Raw genomic sequence first — 21,990 nt, 5'->3', positions numbered from 1 at the left:
TTTGTCACGTTAAATTCTCCTCAAGCATGTCAAAGATGTCTCCCATTTCATCCATCTCAAGATCCTGCGCGCTGAAATCGCTCGGCGTAAATTCTTTCTCCTCTTTGGCCGTGCAATGGCGGATGATCATTAAGAGATTGTCTTTAAACCGCTGCATCTGTGTTTCGACGGTGCTTCTTTCATATTCTTGCTGATTGTATGAGCAAGAAATGACGAAGCGGCCGCCTGTAACCATCCCGCTGAAGCTCAGTGCGTATAACGCCTCTGACTCTTCGCTGACTTGACGTCCCATATCATATGGAGACGGCTCAAACCATTCCGTTTTCACTTCATTGTCAAACTGCCCCAAGTAGTTAAAACTGATTTCAGGCGTGACGCCTCTTTCTGTTTTATCGGATGACAGATACCGGAGAATCCCGTATCCTACACCTTTATCAGGAACGCGCCGCACCGTCTCTTTTACCGTTTTAATAACGGAAGAGACGCCGTCTTCCTTGCTGATCTGCAGAATCAAAGGATATTGGGCCGTAAACCAGCCGACCGTCCGTGAAATATTGACATTCGGTATGATTTCTTCCCGGCCGTGTCCTTCTAAGTTGATGCCGACTTTGCCGTTTTCCGTCCATTCACCGATCGTTAAGCCGAGCGCGCTGAGCAGAATGTCGTTGATTTCCGTTCCGTACGGATGATGAACATCTGTGAGCAGCTGCGCCGTTTCTTCCTCAGTCAATTCACATTTCACGGCCGCCGTATGTTTGACGAGCCGTTTGTTCGGATCATGATCTTTCGGCAGCGGCTGGAGTTCTTCCGCATCTGCCTGCGCCCAATAATCCGCCTGCTTTTTCAGCTCTTCTGATTGCGCAAATGTGTTCAGCGCCTCCGCCCAATCTTTAAAGGAGTGGGTTTTCTGCGGGAGGACGATGCTGTTTTGCTGCTGCGCCTGTTTATAACCTGAAGCGAAATCCTCAAGCAGAATTCTCCATGAAACCCCGTCCACGACGAGATGGTGAATCGCGATTAACAGATGATCGCCTTGTTCTGTCCGGTATTGCTCCGCTTTTAACAGCGGACCGTTCTCCAGATCAAGACTTCCCTGAAGATGATCGGCAAGCCGCTGAATCTGGCTTTTCAGCATATCCTCGTCAGTTCCGTACAGATCAACGATGTCAAAGCTTGCCTTGCATTCTGTGGCAGGGAGGTATGTCTGAATGATGCCTTCCCTTTCTTCACGGTAAACCATGCGGAGCGCATCATGGTGTTCAATCAATGCTTGCAGGGTTTTTTCCACCAGGTCCGGATCAAAGCCGTCTTTCGCGTGAAGCATGACGGATTGGTTCCAGTGGTGTTTGTCGGTAAAGTTTCGTTCAAAGAACCAGCGCTGGATCGGCGTTAACTCCGCTTCGCCTTCGACAGGTCCCTGGTCGGCCTGCTTGCCTTCCGTCCGCTCCACATAAGAGACGAGCTCTTCGATGGTCGGATGCTGGAAGAGATCCTTCATCTCCAGCTTGTAGCCGTGCTGGTTCAGACGGCTCGCCATTTGGATGCCTTTGATCGAGTCGCCGCCGAGCGTGAAGAAATTATCGCTTACGCCGATCTGGTCAAGACCGAGCACTTCCTGCCAAATGTCTGAAAGCAGCGTCTCCATCTCCGTTTCCGGTGCTTTGTAAGCGGCGCTTCCCGCTTCAATGTCAGGCGCCGGCAGGGCTTTTTTGTCAATCTTTCCGTTTGCGGTGACCGGAAGCTCGTCCATCTCCACCCAGAATGCCGGCACCATGTAGTCAGGCAGCGTGTCTTTCAGCGCGGCTTTGAGCGCTTCAATATCGTCCTGCTGAGGCGCGACATAGGCGCAAAGCGCGGTATTGCCCGCTTTGTCTTCCACGGCCGTCACCGCTGCGTCATGAACGTCCGCAAGCTGGGCGAGGCGGACTTCGATTTCTGAAAGCTCGATCCGGTAGCCCCGCACTTTGACCTGCTGGTCAATACGCCCGATGTATTCGATGCCGCACTGCGCGTTCCATTTGACGAGGTCGCCGGTCCGGTACATGCGCTCGCCGGGCACGAACGGATCTGCGGTAAACCGCTTCGCCGTTTCTTCTTCACGGTTCAGGTATCCGCGCGCCAGACCGCGGCCGGCCACACACAATTCACCGGCAATGCCTTCCGGCTGCACCTGATCGCCGTCGCCGAGAATATAAACTCTCGTATTGGCAATCGCCCGTCCGATCGAAAGCGATCCTTCCTCCGGATTGATGACGCCGCTTGTCGCGACGACGGTGTTTTCCGTCGGGCCGTAGTTGTTGACGATCGTGTACGGCTGTTTCACCGCCCGCTTCAGCTTGTCACCGCCGACGAGAAGCATACGGAGAGAGGTATTTTCCAGCTCCATAAATTGTTCGGCCAGCTGCGTCGGCAGGAAGGTGATGGTCACGCCGTTCTCCTCGAAATAGTGATTTAAGCGGGTGATATCCAGCCGGATCGCTTCGTCAATGACGTGAAGCTCCGCGCCGATGGTCCATGCCGGGAACATTTCCCAGATGGAGGCGTCAAAACCGAAGCCCGCGTATTTGGCGCTCTTATCATCCGCCGTCATGGCGAATGCGTCGTGATGCCAGAAGCACAGGTTTACCAGCGCATGGTGTTCGACCATGACACCCTTCGGCTGTCCGGTCGTTCCTGACGTGTAAATCATATAAGCGAGATGATCCGCCGTTGTTTCCGTCTGCGGGTTCGCTTCATCGTTTTCATCAAGCGGCAGGCTCAGAATGGAGCGTCCGCCGTCAAGCAGAATCGTTTCTCCGTTGTAGCTGTCCGGCACGTCCAGCGCTTCCTGTGTGAGAAGAAGCTTGGCGCCGCTGTCCTGCAGAATGTAGCTGATCCGCTCTTCCGGGTAGTCGGGGTCAATCGGCACAAATGCCGCGCCCGCTTTCAGGACGCCGAGTACGCCCGCGGCCATTTCCAAGGACGGCTTCGTCAAAATGCCGACACGTTCGTCAGCCGTGACGCCGCAGTCCATGAGAATGCGCGCGATGCGGTTCGCCCTTGCGTTCAGCTCGCCGTACGTCCACTTCGCGCCGTTGTATGCCGCGGCCGGCCGGTTCGCGTGGCGGGCGGCCGTTTCTTCAAAGAGACGGTGAACCGTTTTGTCCCGCGGCACAGAAATTGTTTTTCCTTTCCATGCGTTGAGGAGAGCTTGTTTTTCAGCATCGCTGATCAGTGAAATCTCAGGCAGCTTTCTGTCCGGGCTTTCTGCCGCTTGCTTCAGAATCCGCAGGAACCCGGCGCTCCACTTTTCAATTGTTTCTTTTTTAAACAGATCAGCCGCATATTCAAACTGAAGGCCGAGGCCTTCTTGATCCGTAAAGCCGCCGAGTGTCAGATCGAATTTCGCCGTGCCTTGGTTCGACTCATACGGAGTGATGCGCAGGTTCTCCAGTTCCAGTGTTTCTTTATCCGGATCTTCTGTCGTCATCATGACTTGGAACAATGGGTTGCGACTCATGTCTCTCGGCAGGTCAAGCTTTCCGATCAGATCCTCAAACGGATAATCCTGATGCGCCAGCGCGTCGAGATTGGTTTGTTTCACCCGTTCGAGCAGCCCGGCGAAGGTCTGCTCTTTGCGCGTTTCATTGCGAAGCGCAAGCGTATTGACAAACATTCCCGGCATTTCCTGAACTTCGGCGCTCGTTCTTCCGGCGGTCACCGAGCCGATAATGATATCGCGCTGCCCCGTGATTTTGCTCAAAAAGACATGGAACGCGGCGTGAAGCACCATATGAAGAGTCGCTCCCGATGATTCCATTAATTCACGCACCGCTTTTTCCGTTTCACGCCCCGCTCTGAAACGGACGGATTGTCCTTTAAAACTTTGGACCGGCGGACGGGGAAAATCAGTCGGCAGATTCAATTCAGGAAGCTCGCCGGAAAATGCGGAGAGCCAATAACGCTCATGGTCTTTCATCCGTTCGGCCTGCTCAGGTTCATTCTGCCAGACGGCGAAGTCTTTATAGTGCAGGTTCGGCGACGGCAGACTTCCCCCTTTATAAAGGTGAGCGAGCTCTTTGACCAGCATGCTTCTGGACACGCCGTCGGCAATAATATGATGCATATCCAGCAGCAGCAGGTGTTTCTTTTCATTCAGTCTGACAAGAGCGGCCCGAATGAGCGGAGCCGCGCTCAGATCAAACGGCTTAATGAATGCCTGAATGATTAGATTTGCTTTCTCCTCGTCCGCTGCTTCAAAGATATGCAGGTCAATGTCAGCCTGTTCTGCGATCTGCTGCATCGGGCGGCCGTTTTGATCGATAAAGGACGTCCGCAAAGATTCGTGGCGATTGATCATCTGATTGAGGGCTTCCTGAAGCCTTGAAATATTGACTTCTCCTTCCATCAGAAGAACGGACGGCATATTATAGCTGATTGTCTCCCGGTCAAGCTGGTTCAGGACGTACATCCGTTTTTGGGCGGATGATAACGGGTACGCGTTTGCACTGTCGGCCGGCGTGATCATCCGATATCCCTCAGATACCGCCGATTTTTCGATATATGCGGCAAGCAGGCGGACAGTCGGCTGTTCGAACAGCGCTTTTAACGGAACCGTTTTGTCCAGTTCAGCCTGAATATTGGCGAGGAGCATCATGCCTTTTAAAGAGTGCCCGCCGTAATCGAAGAAATTATCGGCGATGCCGAGCGTATCCGTACCGAGTGTCTGTTTCCAAATGCGGCACAGCTTTTCCTCCAATTCCGTTTCCGGCAAGGCTGAAGCTGTTTGCGCCGTTTGGCTGACGCCCGGTTTCGGGAGGGCGTTTTTATCGGTTTTTCCGTTGGCTGTGAGCGGAATGTGGTCTACTTGCACGAAATAAGCCGGAAGCATGTGAGACGGCAATGTTTCGGAAAGCCGTTTGCGAAGCTCAGAGCCTTTCAGCTCGCTGCCGGCTTTATAGTACGCGCACAGTTCCGGCAGCCCGCCTTCGCTGACTGCGAGAACGACCGCCTCCTGAATGCCGTTTACGCTTAACAGCACGGTTTCAACCTCTTTTAATTCAATGCGGTAGCCCCGGATTTTCACCTGATCATCCGCACGGCCGATAAATTCAATCGTCCCGTCAGGAAGCCTGCGGACGACATCTCCCGTTTTGTACATCAGGCTGTCCGGTGAAAAAGGATTTGAGAGAAATTTCTCCGCCGTCAGCTGCGGACGGTGAAGATATCCTCTGGCAAGCCCCTTCCCGGTAATATAAAGCTCGCCGCTTGCGCCCGGAGGAACGAGCTGCATTGCTCCGTCCAATACAAGCGCGCCGGTATTCGCGATCGGGCGGCCGATGACGGGACGCTGCTCATATTGATCGAGGCGCTCCATATTGATCCGTCCGGCAATGGCGCCGATCGTCGTTTCCGTCGGCCCGTAGTGATTGATGAAGTCGGTATGGGCGTATACGTCATGAAACTTGCGGACATCGGACGTGATGATCTTTTCTCCGCCGAGCACCACTAAACGAAGCGGGCTGAAACGGCGTTCTGCCGCAAAACGGGCTGTATTGACGATCATATGGAACAATGACGGCGTCAGTTTCATATACGTAATGCCATTTTTCTGTACATACTCACCAAGCTGATCAGGCGCGGTGTACGTCTCTTTCGGCACAATGTGCAGCTCGCCGCCCGCCTGAAGAATCGGGAATATAGCCGTATAGCCGAGATCAAATGCGTAAGAAGACAGCAGCACAGATTTGTCAGCTTCGGTCAAACCGGCTTCACGGCTGAACCATGTGACATAATTGATTAGATTGCGGTGCTCCAGCTGGACGCCTTTCGGTTTGCCCGTTGTTCCCGAGGTATAAATGATATAGGCAAGCTGGTCGGCGCCGGGATTCGTTTCAAGCCGGCCGGCGCTTTCGTTCTGCCATTCTCCGTCTTCCATTACGACCGTTTTTCCTTTATAAACGGCGGCCGCGGTCATGTTTCTCTCATTGACGACCAGAAGCTTCGTTCCGCTGTCTTCAAGAGAGTAGCGGATTCTCTCTTCAGGAGTCTCCGGATCAATCGGGAGAAATGCCGCTCCGGCTTTCATGACGCCGAGAATCGCGGTAATCAAGTCGGCCGAACGATCCATCATAATGGCCACGATGTCCTCACTGCCCGTTCCGCAAGCCTGAAGGTGGCGGGCAAACCGGTTCGAGCGTTCATCAAGCTCACGATATGTCAGACTTGTTCCGCCCGCAACCGCCGTGAGATCAGGCGTTTTTTGCGCTTGCCGTTCAAACAGCGAAACAAAAGTGCCCTCAGGCAGATCCGCTTCTGTACGTTTTTCATCAGAAAGGAGCGCTTCCCGTTCAGGAGCGGACAGCAGGCTTGCGTCGGCCAGCTGAATATCCGGATTTTCAGCGCAGGCTTTAATCAGATTGACAAAATGAGCGCTCCAGCGGCGGATGGTTTCGTCCGCAAATAAGGCTTTCGCGTAATCAAAGCTCAATCCGACCTCTTCTCCGCGTTCAGCCGCTTCTAAGGAAAGATCAAATTTAGCGACATGATGATGCATGGAGTATGAAGAAATCTCCAAATCTCCGAGCCGCAGGGCCGGGATCTCCATGTTCTGCATATTAAATAACACGCTGAACAGCGGACTCCGGCTTGTATCCCTCGTTAACGGCAGTTTTTCAATTAATTCTTCAAGCGGATAGCTTTGATGCTCAAAAGCTTGAAGGCTCGCCGTTTTCACCTCATCCAGAAATTGTTTGAACGTTTTTTTGCCGGCAGGATGCGACCGTAGCGCAACTGTGTTGACAAACATGCCCGGCACGTCTTGGAGATCAGGATGCTGTCTACCGGCCGCCGGAGACCCGACTATGATGTCTTCCTGACCCGAATATTTGGACAGCAGCACTTGAAAAGCGGCTAACAAGAACATGTACATCGTCGTATCCGTATCAGCCAGCAGCTTCTTAATCTGCGCCGTCACCTGTTTATCAAGCCCGAAGATGACGCGTTCCCCTTCAAAACTGCGCTCGGCAGGACGCGGGAAATCAAGCGGCAGATCCAACACCGGCAGATCGCCTTTGAACGTATCAAGCCAGTAGGCTTCGTGCTGATCGAGATTTGCTTTTTCACGCTGCCAGACTGAAAAATCCTTATAATGAATCTTTGGCAGCGCAAGCTCCGTGCCTTGATAAAGCTTCGCAAGATCACCGATGAAAATGCCCATTGAGCTTCCGTCCGTAATAATGTGGTGCATGTCAATCAGCAGAAGATGCCGGTCTTCTTCAAGCCGGATCAGCTTCGAACGGACAAGCGGCGCGCGGTTGAGCGCAAACGGCCTGATAAAGGCTTTTGTCAGCTCTTCTGCATCTTCTTCCCGGCCCTCGGCGGTTTCAAGCTCAAACGACACATTTTTATGAATGGTCTGCACAACTTCTCCATCTGCCATGTCAAACGACGTACGCAGTGTCTCATGACGGTTGATTAATGCCTGCATGGCCTCCTCAAGACGCTTTTTGTCTACTGATCCTTCCAGCAAAAGTACAGCAGGGACGTTGTAGCTCGTGCTGGCCTGTCCGAGCTGATTGAGGATATACATCCTGCGCTGTGCTGAGGAAACAGGATAATGCTTCTGATAAGGCGCTTGTCGGATCGGTTCAAACTGCTGTTCCTCCTCGCTCTCATGCTCCAAATAATGCGCAAGCTCCTGAATGGTCGGCTTTTCAAATAACACTTTAATCGGCACTTCTTTTTGAAAGTGCTCCTGGATTTTAGCGGTCATCATCATGGCTTTTAAAGAATGTCCGCCAATCGTGAAGAAATTGTCAGTCACACCCGCTTTTACACCGAGAATGCCTTCCCAAATGTCCGCGAGTTTCTGCTCCGCTTCCGTTTTCGGCGCTACGTATTCTTTTTGAACGGCTTCAGCCTGAGGCTCAGGCAGCGCTTTTTTATCAATCTTTCCGTTCGCCGTCAGCGGAAACTGATTCATCTGGATGAAGTGCGCGGGAATCATATATTCCGGAAGTGATTCCGAAAGCGTTTTGCGCAGGTCTTCCGGCGAAAGAGCTTGGTCTGCTGTAAAGTAAGCGCAGATTTCATTTTCATCCGCTTTATTTTTCCGGATCACAGCCGCAGATTCCGTCACATTCTCCGCCTGGCTGATTTTCGCCTCGATTTCGCCGAGCTCGATTCTGAAACCGCGGACCTTTACTTGGTTGTCAATTCTGCCGAGAAACTCGATCGTGCCGTCCGGAAGCCACTTCGCCAAGTCCCCCGTCCGGTATATCATTTCATCCGGTCTGAACGGATCGCGGACAAACTGCTTCTCCGTTAATTCAGGCAGATTCACATAGCCCCTTGCCACTCCGCTTCCGCCGACGCACAGCTCACCGGGCGCGCCGATCGGCTGGAGGTTGCGGTTTTCGTCCATAATGTACGCAGTGGAATTTCCGATCGGCTTCCCGATCGGGACCGAACCGTCATAATCCTGATCAATGAGAAAACTCGTCGAAAACGTCGTATTCTCAGTCGGCCCGTAGCCGTTCCAAAGCGACAGCTCCGGTGATGCCTTTCTCACTTTGCTGACGATATGCGGCACAAGCGCATCACCGCCGATGATGAGGTGCCGGAGCGTGTTAAACATGCCGGCATCCTTTTGGGCAAGCTGATTAAACAGCGGAGACGTCAGCCACATGGTCGTGATCCGCTGCTCTTTCAGAAATTGGGCGAATTGTCCGGCGTCAAGCAGCGTCTCTTTTTTCACCGGGTGCAATGACGCTCCGTTCAGCAATGCGCCGAAGACTTCGAAGGTTCCGGCATCAAAGCTGACGGCTCCCGTTTGCGCCATCCGGTCTTCTTCATGAACCGGCACGTAATTCGAATGTTTGACGAGCCTGATGATATTTCTGTGTTCAATCATGACGCCTTTCGGTTTGCCGGTCGATCCGGATGTATACATGATATACGCCAAGTCGTTGCCGCCGGCCGGAAGATTCAAGTCTGTTTCGCTTACCGTTTCAACCGTGCTTTCATCCAGCATGACGACCGGGACTTGCAATGCGCCCGCTTGTTCTTGATAGTCCTGAACTGTCAGCACGAGCCGAATCGAGCTGTCTTCCGCCATAAAGCGGAGACGGTCCTCCGGAAAAGCCGGATCAATCGGCACATATGCGCCGCCTGCTTTTAAGACGGCAAGCATTCCGACAACGGTTTCCGCAGACCGGTCGTTCATAATAGCGGCGGTCCGGCCTTTTTCCAGCCCGCTCTTCACAAGGTGTCTCGCCAGGCGGTTGGCCGCTTCGTTCACTTCACGGTAGGTCCATTCGTGTCCCGCTTCTTTTATCGCGATACTTGCAGGCGTCCGGTTTGCCTGTGCTTCAAACAAACGGTGAACGGCCTCCTCTTCCGGAAGCGCCGTTTTCGTATCATTGAATACCTCAACAATCTGCCGCTCTTCTTCGCCTGAAACAAGGCCGAGTTCCCGCACGGGCGCGTCAGGCGTTCCGACCGCGGCTTTCATCATGCGGGTCAGATGGTGCGCCGTTCGTTCGATGGCATCATGAGCGAAAGCCGCTCCATTGTATTTGATTTTGACAGTCCACGTTTTTCCCGGATACACGATAAGATTGAAATCAAAGCTCGTCTGCTCAAAAGCATGTTCCACTTTAATGGAAAAGCCGAGTCTTTCCTCCATGCCCCCGTTTTCCAGCTCTTTGTCCAGCGGATAGTTTTCAAACGCGACCAAATGATTTAAGAGGCTGCCGTCCAGGGCGGAGCGCTTTTGAATGTCATAGAGCGGCACATAATCATAGCGCTCGGCTTCCACGGCGTTTTTCTGAACTGCCGCCATCACGTCCGAAAAGGCTGCACCTTTGTCAATCTTGATTCTTACAGGAATCGTATTGATGAACAGCCCCGCCATCGTTTCTATGCCGTTGATTTCTGAAGGACGGCCTGATACGACGGTGCCGAACACCACATCGTCTGTATAGTTGTATTTGCTGAGCACCGCACCCCAAACGGCCTGAAACAGGTTAGGCCCCGTGACTTGATGCCGGTTGGCGGTCTGCTGAATCTGTGCGACCAGCTCTTCATCCCAGACAAAAGAATATTCTTCATTTTGGTAGTCTTTCTTTTCTGCTGCCAGACGGCCCGGGAGCAGGCTCGGCTGTTCGAAATCCGCCAGGCGGCTGCTCCAATATTGTTCCGCTTCCTCATAATCCCGGCCTCCGAGCCATTTGATATAGTCAGAGTAAGGTTTGCCCTGGCTTCCCCCGGCGTGCCGGCCGGCACGAAGCGCTTCATAGTTTTGAAACAGGCTTTTCATCAAAACGCCCATACTCCAGCCGTCCATGACGATATGATGATTGCTCCAGACGAGATACAGCTCCTTCTCACTGAGTCTGAACACCGCCGCTTTAAAGAGAATATCCTTCGCCAGATGAAAGCCCTGCTGCTGCACGCCGCGTTTATAGCGTTCGATATACTCAGTTTGGCGCGCTTCATCTAATTGACTGATATCTTCATAGTGCACCTTCGTCTTCCGCTCCGCCAATACGACTTGGCGCGGTTTTTGAAGCTGCTGGTGCACGAATACCGTACGCAGGATGTCATATGTCCGGATCAGCTCATTGACGCTTTTTTCAAAAAGCTCCAACTGAAAGCTTCCGTGAATCCTAAGCTCTAATTGTGTGAAGTAGGAGGAAGAATGCGGATCAAGCAGCGCATGATACAGCATTCCCTCCTGCATCGGTGTGAGTGCATACACCTTTTGAATCGATTTTTTGCTCATATGTCACCTCTGTCTTTTCTGTTAGAGAATTTCCATTAATTTATCAAGTTCATCAAGCGTCAGATCATCATCGCCAAGATCGCTAGGTGTAAGCTCAGGTCCGTCTTGGGCCAGGCAGTGATCTATGATTTTCAAGAGGTGCCCTTTAAAACTGTCACTGAACGATTGAATGGTTTTTTCATGAAATTCGAGAGAATGATAGGCAAACGTCATCGTCATCTGCCCATTTTCTATAAATCCGACAATATCAAGCGCATTCGGCTTCTCTGTGTCAGGGCTCAGCGATTGTCCTGACGGCATCCCGGATCTTGTAAATAAGCCGGAATCCGACATCTCATTAAACTGGCCTAAGTAGTTAAAGCTGATATCCGGATCAATCTCAAATGAAAGATTCTCTTTATGCTCAGGCGCCGTTACATAACGCAGAATGCCGTAGCCGACTCCTTTGTTCGGGATGTGTCTGATGTCTTCTTTCATTTGTTTCAGCTGATATGAAAGATCGTCGGCGTGCTTCATCTCAAGGATCATCGGATACATGCTCGTAAACCATCCGACCGTCCGGGTGATATTCAAGCCGTCAAGAATGTCTTCGCGCCCGTGGCCTTCCAAATGAACGCCGATCGTGTCTTCCCCCGTCCACTCTTTCAGCGCCAGTCCGAGCGCCGTGAGCAGGATGTCGTTCATTTCGGTGTGATAGGCTTCATGTACGTTTGTCGTCAGCTGTTCAGTTTGTTCAGGCGTCAGAGAGAAGCTGACTGTTCTCGTATGTCTCATGCGCTGATCACCAGACTGCCTGTCTTTCGGAAGCTGAGTGCATACCTCTTTTTCCTCAAGCTCTCTCCAGTAATCCGCTTCTTTCAGAAACGCCTTCGTATTTGCATATTCTTTGATTCTCTCGGCAAATTCGGCGAATGAATGTGTTTTCGGCGGCAGCGCTGGTTCATTGCCTTGCTTCAGCTGCGTATAAACGGACGTGAAGTCCTCCAGTAAAATCCGCCAAGATACACCATCCACGACTAAGTGATGGATTGCGAGAAGAAGGTGGTCTCCATCTTCAGCCCGGAAGAGCCCGGCCTTCAAGAGATGTCCTATTTCCAGTGAAATACTGCTTTGAAGACGGTCTGCTTCCCTTTCGATACGGTCCTCATGGTCTTCAGCAGGTCCGTTCAGCTCAAAGACGTTCAATTCAACAGACGCATCCTCAATCCCTCTGTAATACGGTTTTTGTTCACGATAAATCATCCGGAGCGCATCATGGTGTACCGTCAGGACATGTAATGTTTTTTCTGTTATCTCTGGATCAAAGCCGTCTTTTGCGTGAAGCATGACGGATTGGTTCCAGTGGTGTTTGTTCGTGAAGTTTTTCTCAAAGAACCAACGCTGGATCGGCGTTAACTCCGCTTCGCCTTCGACAGGTCCCTGGTCGGCCTGCTTGCCTTCCGTCCGCTCCACATAAGAGACGAGCTCTTCGATGGTCGGATGCTGGAAGAGATCCTTCATCTCCAGCTTGTAGCCGTGCTGGTTCAGGCGGCTCGCCATTTGGATGCCTTTGATCGAATCGCCGCCGAGCGTGAAGAAATTGTCGCTTACGCCGATCTGGTCAAGACCGAGCACTTCCTGCCAAATGTCGGAAAGCAGCGTCTCCATCTCCGTTTCCGGCGCTTTATATACGGTGCTTCCCGCTTCAATGTCAGGCGCCGGCAGGGCTTTTTTGTCAATCTTTCCGTTTGCGGTGACCGGAAGCTCGTCCATCTCCACCCAGAATGCCGGCACCATGTAGTCAGGCAGCGTGTCTTTCAGCGCGGCTTTGAGCGCTTCAATATCGTCCTGCTGAGGCGCGACATAGGCGCAAAGCGCGGTATTGCCCGCTTTGTCTTCCACGGCCATCACCGCTGCGTCATGAACGTCCGCAAGCTGGGCGAGGCGGACTTCGATTTCTGAAAGCTCGATCCGGTAGCCCCGCACTTTGACCTGCTGGTCAATACGCCCGATGTATTCGATGCCGCACTGCGCGTTCCATTTGACGAGGTCGCCGGTCCGGTACATGCGCTCACCGGGCACGAACGGATCTGCGGTAAACCGCTTCGCCGTTTCTTCTTCACGGTTCAGGTATCCGCGCGCAAGACCGCGGCCGGCCACACACAATTCACCGGCAATGCCTTCCGGCTGCACCTGATCGCCGTCCCCGAGAATATAAACTCTCGTATTGGCAATCGCCCGTCCGATCGAAAGCGATCCTTCCTCCGGATTGATGACGCCGCTTGTCGCGACGACGGTGTTTTCCGTCGGGCCGTAGTTGTTGACGATCGTGTACGGCTGTTTCACCGCCCGCTTCAGCTTGTCACCGCCGACGAGAAGCATACGGAGAGAGGTATTTTCCAGCTCCATAAATTGTTCGGCCAGCTGCGTCGGCAGGAAGGTGATGGTCACGCCGTTCTCCTCGAAATAGTGATTTAAGCGGGTGATATCCAGCCGGATCGCTTCGTCAATGACGTGAAGCTCCGCGCCGATGGTCCATGTCGGGAACATTTCCCAAATGGAGGCGTCAAAACCGAAGCCCGCGTATTTGGCGCTCTTATCATCCGCCGTCATGGCGAATGCGTCGTGATGCCAGAAGCACAGGTTCACCAGCGCATGGTGTTCGACCATGACACCCTTCGGCTGTCCGGTCGTTCCTGACGTGTAAATCATATAAGCGAGATGATCCGCCGTTGTTTCCGTCTGCGGGTTCGCTTCATCGTTTTCATCAAGCGGCAGGCTCAGAATGGAGCGTCCGCCGTCAAGCAGAATCGTTTCTCCGTTGTAGCTGTCCGGCACGTCCAGCGCTTCCTGTGTGAGAAGAAGCTTGGCGCCGCTGTCCTGCAGAATGTAGCTGATCCGCTCTTCCGGGTAGTCGGGGTCAATCGGCACAAATGCCGCGCCCGCTTTCAGGACGCCGAGTACGCCCGCGGCCATTTCCAAGGACGGTTTCGTCAAAATGCCGACACGTTCGTCAGCCGTGACGCCGCAGTCCATGAGAATGCGTGCGATGCGGTTCGCCCTTGCGTTCAGCTCGCCGTACGTCCACTTCGCGCCGTTGTATGCCGCGGCCGGCCGGTTCGCGTGGCGGGCGGCCGTTTCTTCAAAGAGACGGTGAACCGTTTTGTCCCGCGGCACAGAAATTGTTTTTCCTTTCCATGCGTCAAGGAGGGCTTGTTTTTCTGTTTTATTCACCAATGAAAGCTCAGAAAGCTTCGCAGCCGGATTTTCCGCTGCTGCTTCTAACAGTTGAAGCCAGTAATGCTTCCATGTCTCTGCCGTTTCCGGTTTAAACAGCGCGGTGTTATATTCAAGCACAAACGTTAAGCCTTCGTCTGTGTCCTCAGCCGTCATTGTCAGGTCAAACTTGGCTGTTTTTCTGTCAAACGGATGGTGCTTCAGCTCAATTCCTTCCATGACCAGATCTTCCGCATTTGCATTTTGCATTGAAAATACTGCATCAAACAGCGGATTTCTGCTCGTATCACGCTGCACCTCAACCTTTTGCAGAAGGTCTTCAAGCGGATAATCCTGCGCGTCAAATGCATGTAAAGCGGTTTGTTTCACTTCTTTGAGATAGTCCGTGAACGTTTTGTCCGCTTCCGGATACGTACGAAGCGCGAGTGTATTCACAAAAACACCGATGACGTTTGCGAGATCCGCATGTGACCGTCCCGCAACCGGCGAACCGACAATGATGTCATGCTGTCCGCTCAGTTTTGAGAGAAAGGCGCTGTATGACGCCAGCAGCACCATGTACATGGTAGAATCTGTTTGTTTCGCAAGACTGCGAAGAGCCGACGTCTGTTCCCCAGTCAGAGAAAAGACCAGCTTGTCTCCTTCAAAGGTTTGCACGGCCGGACGGCTGTAATCAGCCGGCAGCGTCAATACCGGAAGCTCGCCGTCAAGCTCCCGAAGCCAATGCTCCTCCTGCTTGCGGTACTGCTCTGATTGAATAAATTTCTGCTGCCATACCGCATAGTCTTTATAATGGATCCGCAGCGGATCAAGCGTTTCACCGCCATACAAGCGGGACAGTTCATCTATCAGCACGCCCACTGAAGCGCCGTCCGAAATGATATGGTGCATATCAAACAGCAGCAGGTGGTCATGTTCAGCCAGCTTGACCAGTCCCGTTCTGACGAGAGGAAGCTGATCCAGGCGGAACGGCCGGATAAAGCTCTGAATAATCCGTTCAGCATCTTCTTCAGAGGCTTCATAATATTCCATGTCGATATCAGCTTCCGCCCATATGCGCTGAACCGTTTCTCCATCCTTTATGTCAAATGTCGTTCTGAAGGCTTCATGGCGTTCTGTCAGCTGTTTCATGACGGATTTCAGCTTTTCTGCATCAAGCTTTCCTTTTAAGCGGAGCACAGACGGCATGTTATAGCTTGTTTCAGCGCCTTCCAGCTGCTGAAGCACGAACATCCGCTTCTGCGGTGAAGAAACCGGATACGTTTCCCGCTCGGCAGCCGGTGCGATGCTCTCTGCCGTTTTCCGCTCAGCCCCTTCAATCAGCTGCGCCAGCCCCGCAGCCGTCGGAGAAGTGAACAGATCCTTTAAGGTAAGCTGCACGCCGAATGTCTTCTGGATAAGGGCCAGCAGTTTCATCCCCGCTAACGAGTGGCCCCCGATCTCAAAGAACTGATCATGGACGCCGACCCGCTCCATTTGCAGCACCTCAGCCCAAATATCCGCCAGTTTTTGTTCTGTTTCATTGCGCGGTGCCGTATATGACACGGCATTCGCTGCGGTCACATCCGGCATCGGCAGCGCCCGCCTGTCGATTTTTCCGTTTCCTGTAAGAGGCAGTTCATCCAATTGAATAAAGACGGACGGAATCATATAAGCCGGAAGATCCTTCGCCGTATGCTCCCTCAGCTCCCGGGAAGAGATTTCCCTGAGGCCGACAACATACGCGCAAAGAAGTTTGTCACCCGCGCCCTGATCCACAGCGAGCACAATGCATTCCTGTATCTGGTCATGACTTTGAAGCTGATGCTCAATTTCGCCAAGCTCAATCCGCTGACCGCGGATTTTCACCTGATGGTCGATACGTCCGATAAACTCGATATCGCCATTCGGAAGCCATCTGGCCAAGTCGCCCGTTTTATACATCCGTTCACCTTCCTCAAACGGATGCTTTACAAATTTTTCTTCCGTCAGTTCAGGACGGTTGTAGTAGCCTTCTACGAGACCTTCACCGCTGACGCACAGCTCTCCCGCGATACCGGCCGGCTGAATGCGTCCGGCTGAGTTCATAATAAAGACTTCCGTATTGCTGACCGGTTTCCCGATCGGAACGGAGAGCGTATCCTCTTCAATGACATCCACCGGATGGTATGTCGCAAACACCGTGCTTTCCGACGGACCGTACATATGAAGCAGTCTTCCTTTTCCGACTGCCGCAAGCGCCTTTTTGACATGTTCTACAGACGCTCTTTCGCCCCCGAACATGATTTTCCGAAGCGTCGTCAGACAGGACGGCTCCATATCAACAAGCAGGTGGAACAGGGCCGTCGTAATCATCAGAATGCTGACGTTCTCCCGTTTGATCACACGGGACAGACGTGACATATCCAGCACCGTATCTTTCGGGACGATCACAAGCTTTGCACCGTTTAACAGCGAACCGAACATATCAAACATAAAAGCGTCAAAGACGTAGTTTGACAGACCGAGCACTGTGTCCTCTTCAGAAACGGTCAAATAGTTCGTGTTTTTTACCGTCCGCAAAATGTTGGCATGTGTGACGATGTTTCCTTTCGGCGTTCCCGTCGTGCCAGATGTATAAGTGAGATTGGCAATCGTTTTGGAATCAAACGGCAATGCTGGATTGCGAGAGTCCTTTTCATAGCTCGCCTCATCATCAGCAAGCACAATGACGCCTTGAAAACCGGCCTTTTCCGCAAGCGGCTTGAGGCTTTGCTGAGTCATGAGCACATTCGCCCCGCTGTCGCGGAAGAAATGCTGAATCCGCTGAACCGGATGCTCAGGATCAATCGGCACATAGGCGGACCCCGCTTTTAACACAGCCATAATGGAAACAATCATATCCATTGACCGTTCACACAGAACAGCCGCGGTTTTTCCGCCGCCTCCGACTGAAAGAATATGCCGCGCAAGCCTGTTGGCGCGTTCATTCAGCTGCTGATACGACAGGGTTTCCCCTTCGAACTGAAGAGCCGTCCGGTCAGGGTTCTTTCGGGCCTGTTCTTCAAAGATCTGCACGATCGTTTGCTCTTTCGGGTACGCCGTGCGCTCCGGATTGAACCGCTGTAATTGAGTCAAAGCCTCCCGTTCAGAAAGCAGATCATATTCGCTGATTTTCGCATCCGGCTGAGCTGCCGCGCTCTCCAGCAGACGGACATAGTGCGCAAGCATGCGATCCGCAGTTGAGCGCTTAAACAGCTTCGTGCAATAATCCAAATCAAGCGCAATGCCTTCCGCTGTTTCCCGAGCCTGCATGGTCAGGTCGAATTTGGCGATGTTGAAGTTTGTTTCATGAAGAGACAGCGTCAGATTACCGATCTCCGGAATTCCGTCCGAAGCATTTTGCAGACTGAACATCGTATCAAATATCGGATGCCTGCTCATATCCCGGGGCACGTTCAGCTCCTCGGTCAGCCACTCAAACGGATAGTCCTGATGAGAAAACGCGTCCAGCACCTGCTTGCGCACATGACCTAACAAGCCGGCAAATGTCTGATCCTGCTTTACGGAGCTTCGCAGCGCGAGCGTGTTGACAAACATCCCGATAAGCCCCTCGGTATCAGAGTGATTTCTTCCCGCTGACGGTGTTCCCACGATGATGTCTTCCTGTCCCGAATACTTAGAAAGCAGCGTATAGTAAGCTGATAACAGCACCATGTAAAGGGTGGCTCCGTTTTTCTCGGCAAGCTTCTGCAGCCGTTCCCGCAGCATTTTCGGCAGCTTGGCGGACACGCGGTCACCTTCAAAGCTTTGCACCTGCGGCCGCGGATAATCAGAGAGCAGCTGAAGCACCGGCAGTTCGCCGCTGAAGACTTCTTTCCAGTACGCCCGCTCCTTCTTGTAGCCTTCTTTCGCCCGTTCCGCCTGCCATACGGCATAATCTTTATATTGAATGCGCAATTCAGGCAGCTGATTTCCGCCGTAGATGTCAGCCAGTTCCTTCAGCATGATGGAAATAGACACCCCGTCAGAAATCAGGTGATGCATATCAAACAGCAGCATATGGCGATTGTGATCGAGCGTTTGCAGGCCGATTCTGAACAGCGGCGCCTCAGATAAATCAAAACGGCGCACAAAGTCCTTCATGACCTGTTCATTCGTTCTTCCGCGCGCTTCGATCATTTCAATATGAAACGGAACATGTTCGTGAATCACCTGTCTCGGCGTGCCGTCCTCTGATTGAAACGATGTTCTGAGCGCTTCATGCCTGCTGATTAAGGCAGAAAATGCACGCTCAAGCTTTTCACGGTCTAAAGCGCCCTCAATCATGGCCGCAGCCGGCATGTTATATCCGACTCCCGCGTCTTCAAATTGGCTCGCGATATAAGTCCGCTGCTGAGCGAGCGAAAGCGGATAGCTCGCCTGCTTCTCAGCCGGCTCAATCGCACTGAATGCCGGTCCTTCGTTTCGGTTTTCCGCATAATCGGCAAGCGCTGCAATCGTCGGATGCTCAAACAAGTATTGCAGCGGAATTTCAACGCCCATTTGCTTATGAATTTTCGTCAGAAGCGTCATGGCCTTTAATGAATGACCGCCTGACTCGAAGAAATGATCATAAATGCCCGCCTTGTCCATTCCGAGGACTTCCTGCCAGATGACGGTGAGCGTTTCCTCCGTTTCATTTCTCGGCGCGGCATATTCGGATGAGCTGACAGCCTGCACATCAAGCGCAAACAGCTTTTTGCGGTCCGCCTTCCCGCTCGGCGTGAGCGGAATTTCGTCCGTTTTTGTAAAGTAAGCGGGCACCATGTAATCAGGAAGGTGCTTTGACACATACTCTCTGTACTCGGCAGGGTGAAACTCGGTTCCTTTTTCCTGAACGATATATGCGCAGACATCTAAGCTGCCCTGCTGATCCGGCCGTGCCAGCACGACGGCCTGCGCCGCGCCCGGAGCTTTTCTGAGCACCGTTTCAATTTCTCCCAGCTCAATGCGGTAGCCGCGGACTTTCACCTGATCATCTTCACGGCCGATATATTCGATCGTCCCGTCCGGCAGCCAGCGCGCCATATCACCCGTGCGGTACATGCGGCCGCTTCCGTTAAACGGGTCTTGCAAAAACTTCTCTGCGGTCAAATCCGGCAGATTTAAATAGCCGCGGCCTACACCGTCACCCGCGATATACAGCTCACCGGCCGTGCCGTCGGGCTGAAGCCGCTGGTGCTTATCCAATATATACAGACGGGCGTTGCCGAGCGGTTTTCCGATCGGAACGTACGCCGCCTGTTGATTCATTCCGTTATCGGCTGACACCTGATGCACGGACGCATCTACGCACGTTTCTGTCGGCCCGTAGACATTTGTCAGACGCGGCGCCCTGCCCGATTGATGAAAGAGCGTCATCAGCTGCTCGGCAACAGCCGCGGACAGGCCCTCTCCCCCAATGAGCATGTGGCGCAATTCAATTCCGCTGACATCTCCCGCCGCAACCATCATCTGCAGATGCGCAGGCGTTCCGTCAGTGGCTTCAATCCGGTTTTGACGATAATAGTCCAGCAGTGCCGAGCCATTCGTTACAGTCGTTTTCGGCACGATATAAAGCGTCTGTCCCAAAAGAAGCGATGCAAAAATCTGTTTGACGGACGCATCAAAATGAAACGGAGCCAAAAGCGCCATTCTTAACGTCTGCTCACCGCATTGATAAATCTCCTGCTGCAGTGATTGCACCAGATGATGAACTTGCCGGTGCTCAATCATCACGCCTTTCGGCCGCCCCGTTGTACCTGACGTGTAGATGATGTAAGCCAGCCGGTCTGATTGTGTGCTGACACCGTCCGCAGCCGTTTCAAACTGAACAGCCTCGTCAAAATCAATCCGTTCGGCATCCGCTGCAGGCACCTGTATTCCGGTCTCCGTCAGAACAGCCTTCGCTCCGCTGTCCTCTAAAATGTACTGAATCCGATCCGCCGGAAAGTCAGGATCTATCGGCACATAAGCGCCGCCCGCTTTCAAAATTCCCAATATTGCCGCAATGACACGCTCAGATCGGCCAAGCAGCACCGCGACAGGAGAATCGGCTGATATCCCGGCTTGAAGAAGGCGTCCGGCAATACGGCCTGATTGTTCATGCAATGTGCGATAGGACAATGTTCGGCCTTCATACACAACTGCGGGTTTGTCAGACAGTGACTTCACTTTCTCTTCAAACAGCCCCGGTATCGTCATCTCCTTGCGGTAATTCACCGGATTGCCGGAGGCCCGTTTCAGCAGCCGCTCTTTCTCGGATTCAGAAAGAAGAGTAAGTTCATCAATTATGCGATCAGGAGATGAAATCGCATCTTCAATCAGCGTGATCAAACGTTCAGAAACAGATTCAATCTCTTCCCCCTTGAAAATGTCGCTGCGATAGTCAAAATCAATCGTCAATTTCCCGGTGTCCCATCGTTCCTTCACATGAATCGAAATATCATTTGTACCGCTTCCGCTGAAAATAGGGTCTGTCAGGAAGGACAGATTCTCTTTTTTCTGCCACTGCATCACCTGGTACTCCAGAGCCACCGTAAACAATCTGCTCAGCGAACTTTTCGAAGCACGCAAATCATTTACAAGCAGGTTATACGGATACTTTTGGTGGCGGAGAATTTTCATCAGATCCTTCATCCGGCCTTTAACGAATTCCAAGAACGACTGTCCTCCGTCAACGCTTGTCCGCACAGGCACCGTAGATACGAACATCCCGAGCATCTGCTTTTCTTTCGCATTCGTCCGGTTTCCCATAAACGTACCCGTGACAACGTCATCCCGGCCGGTCACTTTGTAGAGATAAGTGATCAGAGCTGACTGGAACAGAGACAGTACGCTGACTTTATGCTCCTCGCAGAATGAATGAATGCGGCCATATAAGTCGTGAGGAATTTCTTGAGAAAACCGTTTCGCATCAAGACCCGCATCTGCCCGGCTCCGTTTCAGGGACACAAGCTCCGGCACGGTCTCAAACTGCCCGTTCCAAAAGTCCCGATCCTTCTTAAACCGCTTTGACTGCACATATTCCTGCTCTGTCAGCACGTGCTCGATAAAAGAAGGAATCTCCGTCTGTTCCTCACTTGTCCCGCCTGAAAGCTCCAAATAAATATCAGTAATCGCATTGCCCAGAATCGTCATGGAAATCCCGTCTGAAATAATGTGATGCACATTAGCGTAAAACCAGACCTCATTTTCACTGATCGTGTGCACGGAAAAACGGAATAAATCCTGATCATATAACGCCAGAGGCTTGCCAGCTTCTTCACGCCCCCATTTTGACAGCTCGTCCGCAGAGCAGCCGGCTTGCCTGATATCCGTGTGCCCGATGGAGAGCGGACGGTATTCGCTCACATATTGAACGGGCTCCCCCTCATCATCAAGCCGCAGACGGATTCTCATCGACTCATACCGCCGGACGAATTCCTGTATCGCTTTCTCAACGTAATGAGCCTGTACGCCGTCTTCAGAAATGAGTTTCCCGAACCCCGCAAGATTTGAAATACTTGTCTTCGGATAGAATTTTTCTGTATACCAGATACGTTTTTGAGCATTTGTTAAAGGATAAAAAGTTATTTCCATATGTGTGCGCCTCCCCTTTTTAAGATATAGTTGTCAATTCTCCCTTAGAAACAGCCTCCCTCTATGTCCCTAACTCATTCTCAAGCCAAAAGAACCACTTACCTCAAAAACGATCCCGATTCAATCACCGCCGAAATCCGTCATCCGTTCACCCGCGCAGTCCGAAATGCGGCATCAAATTTATGAGAAATCAAGACAAAAAGCCATTGATTGTAAGCACGAAAGGTTTACCTATTTCTGCATGTATTTCTATATATCTACTTACGTTCACTTTATATGAAAATATTGTTTTTATCACCGAAAAATGGGTGAAAAGTTTCATGCGGCACACCGAAAAAAAATCCGACAAATCCAGAGGGTATTTTGCGGCATCCCGCAATTTATTTTCAAAAATATTATTTACGTAAAATTAAAAATCTTTAAACTATAATGAAAATCTGTCGAATATC

At 52.1% G+C, this 21,990-nt stretch carries 2 protein-coding genes; both read right to left on the bottom strand.

Features of this window, described 5'->3' with window-relative positions; genetic code table 11:
* Positions 1-4 precede the first annotated feature (4 nt).
* A complete protein-coding gene (gene srfAB / locus SB847_RS17025; protein ID WP_410564591.1) occupies positions 5-10,765 on the bottom strand; it encodes a surfactin non-ribosomal peptide synthetase SrfAB in 10,761 nt (3,586 codons plus the stop codon).
* Positions 10,766-10,786: 21 nt separating this feature from the next.
* Positions 10,787-21,541: a surfactin non-ribosomal peptide synthetase SrfAA gene (srfAA, locus tag SB847_RS17020; protein ID WP_410578170.1), complete on the bottom strand. Its 10,755-nt coding sequence runs from the start codon at positions 21,539-21,541 to the stop codon at positions 10,787-10,789.
* Positions 21,542-21,990: the final 449 nt, after the last annotated feature.

Origin of the sequence: Bacillus sp. SIMBA_026, assembly GCF_046535335.1 — a bacterium.
Classification (GTDB): Bacteria; Bacillota; Bacilli; order Bacillales; family Bacillaceae; genus Bacillus; species Bacillus velezensis.
The sequence above is the reverse complement of the archived record's forward strand: the minus strand, read 5'-3'. Positions and strand labels throughout refer to the sequence as shown.

Bases quoted from the DNA above. Each gene is read 5' to 3' on its own strand.
- srfAB (WP_410564591.1), bottom strand. From the start codon at position 10,765: ATGAGCAAAAAATCGATTCAAAAGGTGTATGCACTCACACCGATGCAG.
- srfAA (WP_410578170.1), bottom strand. From the start codon at position 21,541: ATGGAAATAACTTTTTATCCTTTAACAAATGCTCAAAAACGTATCTGG.